Source organism: Streptomyces sp. IBSBF 3136 (genome assembly GCF_036815105.1).
Taxonomy (GTDB): domain Bacteria; phylum Actinomycetota; class Actinomycetes; order Streptomycetales; family Streptomycetaceae; genus Streptomyces.
The window spans coordinates 1-3,008 of record NZ_JAJSZC010000410.1 but is presented as its reverse complement, the minus strand read 5'-3'; the positions used below and the strand labels follow the sequence as shown (position 1 = coordinate 3,008).

Below are 3,008 nucleotides of genomic sequence, written 5' to 3'. Positions count from 1 at the left end.
GGGCGGGGGGCTGACCGGCAAGCTCGGTGAGCAGGCGGGTGCAGACGTCGCGGAGCTTGAGGTTGGTCTCCTGCGACAGCCGGCGCAACAGATCGAAAGCCTCCTGCTCCGTACACCTGTTCTGCTGCATGACGCTGCCGATGGCCTGGTCGATCACGCGGCGGGAGGCGAGCGCGCTCTGCAGCTCCCGGGTGAAGTCCTCGGTGTCCGACAGACGTTGGGCCAGCGCGATCCCGCCACCGGCCTGGGCGGCGATCAGTGCCAACGCGTGGCGCTCGCCCTCCGTGAAGGCGTTGGGGTCGGCCGCGTAGAAGTTCAGCGCGCCGACGCTACGGGCCTGCGCCGTAACCGGCAGGGACAAAGAGGAGCGGATACCCAGACCGGCCGCGAAACCGGGATAGGAGCCCCACCGGGTCTCCTCAAGAGTGTCCGGCACGTACACGATCTCACCGGTACGCAGCGCCCGCAGACACGGCCCGTCGTCCTGTCCGTACTGCTTCTCATCCAGCTTCTCCGCCACCGCCCCGGTACTCACCACCGTCAGCGGCCGATCCCGCTGACGCACCGTCACACCGCACCCCTCCGCTCTCGAAACCTTCATGGCATCCTCCACGAGATGCCGCAAGAACTCCCGCACCGAAGCGGTCTCCAACAGCCAGTCGATCATGTCCAGTGCGTGCTGATTGTGGTCCCGATCCACCGCCTGCCACCTCCCACAGCACGATCGTCAGCCGGACTGGTCCCGCAATCGCTGATACCCCGATCCCCCGCGCGTTTTGCCATCGACGGACCAGCCCCGGGTCAAGACAGGGCCACGAAGGCGCCATGCCCGCAGCCTGTGCGAGACAGCGCGCGCCCGCCCCGCGCCATGTTCCCTCCGTCTCCGCCCGACCCCGCCGCCGGAGTGATCACGGCAAGCGCCCTGGAACCCGAGGCGCCCCGAGGTAGCCCGGCCCGGCCCGAGACCTACCCGCACCACTGGGCACAGCCGCTCCGGATAGTCCGCTCGCCATCCGGCGCCCCTCCGGGGTGCGCACCGCCTACGCGAAATCGAGATCCGGCAGGTCGCCGCACAGATCGGCTGGGAGACCGACCGACGACGACGCTGCCCCCGCTGAAGGCGGAGCGCTGCGGACCTCAGGCGGCAGATCCTGTTTTGGGCCGGGCTCGGGCCTCAACCGTTGAGGGTCCGCATCAGCTCGGGGGCATACCGGTCGCCGGAGACGATTCCGCGTGGAGTGACCGCGTCTATGGCGGCCAGGTCCCGTTCGGTGATGGTGACGGTGGCGGCGGCGATGTTCTCCTCCAGGTAGCGGCGGCGCTTGGTTCCGGGGATGGCGACCGCGCCCTGGTGCAGGACCCAGGCGAGGGCCAGCTGGGAGGGTGTGACGTTCCGGTCGGCGGCGATGCGGCGGACCTCGTCGACCACGGCCAGGTTGCGTCCGAAGTTCTCGCCCTGGAAACGCGGATCGGTGCGGCGGTAGTCGTCGGCGGCGAAGTCGTCCAGGCTGGTGATCCCACCGGACAGGAAGCCGCGCCCGAGCGGCGAGTAGGCGACCAGACCGATCCCGAGCTCGTTCAGGGTGGCCATGACCCCGTTGTTCTCGATGGCGCGTTCGAAGAGCGAGTACTCGGTCTGGACCGCGGCGAGCGGGTGGACGGAGTGGGCGCGGCGGATGGTCTGGGGAGCGGCCTCGGACAGGCCGATATGGCGGACCTTGCCGGCGTCCACCAGCTCACCCATGGCGCCGACGGTCTCCTCGATCGGCACCTGCGGGTCGACTCGGTGCAGATAGTAGAGATCGACATAGTCGGTGTTCAGGTGGCGCAGGGAGCGGTCCAGGGAGCGGCGGATGTAGTCGGGGCGCCCGTTTTGGCCGACCAGTGTGCCGTCGTCGGTGAACTCGATGCCCGTCTTGGTGGCGACCACGACCTGTTCCCGTCGGCCGATGAGGGCCTTGGCGAGGAGCTGCTCGTTGATGAACGGACCGTAGCTCTCGGCGGTGTCGAGCAGGGTCACACCAAGATGCAGGGCGCGGTCGATGGTCGCGAGGGACTCGGCCATGTCGGTGCTGCCGTAGTAGGCGCTCATGCCCATGCAGCCGAGCCCCTGAGCGGAGACGGTCAGGCCCTGACTGCCGAGACTGCGGAGTTCCATCTGATCTTCCTTTGGTCGTGCCCATAGGCACATGTAACTAACCGGATAGATAGATAGTGCGCCAGGCGTCCGGAGAAGTCAATAACTGGATAGTTACTTGCTAGGGTGGTCACATGCCACGAGACTCCGTCGCGACCAAAGCCCGCTTGCTCGACGCGGCCTTTTCCGAGTTCGCCGCGTACGGCATCGCCGGCGCACGGGTGGACCGCATCGCCGAGGCGGCCCACGCGAACAAGCGACTGATCTACGTCTACTTCGGAAACAAGGAGCAGCTGTTCGACACGGTCATCGAACAGGCCTTCACCTTGGGTGCGGAGGCAGTGCCCTTCGACGCCGCGAACCTCCCCGAGTACGCAGGGAAGGTCTTCGACCACCTCATCGCCCGCCCCGAGCTGGTGCGCCTCCTCACCTGGAAGCAGCTGGAGCGCCCCGGCGCCACCGAGCTCGAGGCCTCCGCCTACCGCGTGAAGACGGAAGCCGTCGCGACCGCCCAGGATCAGGCGCTGATCGACGCGAAAGTCGATCCGACCGACCTCCTGGCGCTCGTACTCGCGCTGGCCCAAGCCTGGTTCACCGTGGCGGGCGGCATGGGCCCGACCGGCGGAAGCAACCCATGGTCGACGCAGCAACTGGCCCAGCATCGCGCCGCCGTCGTCCACGCCGTGCAGCGGATCATCACACCAGGCGGATAGAGCAGCCGCAGTCCGCTTCCTCGCAAACAGCATCGTGGCGCCGGACGCGGCCGTACCGAACGGCGCCAGTGCCTTCAGGGCTGATGTCGCGATTCCGTGCCGCGTCGGGGGGGGGGGGGGGGGGGGGGGGGGGGGGGGGGGGGGGGGGGGGGGGGGGG

At 68.5% G+C, this 3,008-nt stretch carries 3 protein-coding genes; 1 reads left to right on the top strand and 2 read right to left on the bottom strand.

All coding sequences use genetic code 11. The features are described from left to right. Window positions 1-667: GAF and ANTAR domain-containing protein (locus V7E45_RS39635; protein ID WP_333779143.1), on the bottom strand; the 667-nt coding region annotated here is incomplete at its 3' end. A gap of 507 nt (window positions 668-1,174) precedes the next feature. Then, the gene (locus tag V7E45_RS39630; protein ID WP_333779142.1) at window positions 1,175-2,158 is read right to left on the bottom strand and encodes an aldo/keto reductase; all 984 of its coding nucleotides are present in this window, start codon (window positions 2,156-2,158) and stop codon (window positions 1,175-1,177) included. 113 nt (window positions 2,159-2,271) lie between these two features. Here V7E45_RS39630 and V7E45_RS39625 point away from each other — a divergent pair, with 113 nt between their 5' ends. Beyond that, window positions 2,272-2,850: a TetR family transcriptional regulator gene (locus V7E45_RS39625; protein WP_333779141.1), complete on the top strand. Its 579-nt coding sequence runs from the start codon at window positions 2,272-2,274 to the stop codon at window positions 2,848-2,850. Window positions 2,851-3,008: the final 158 nt, after the last annotated feature.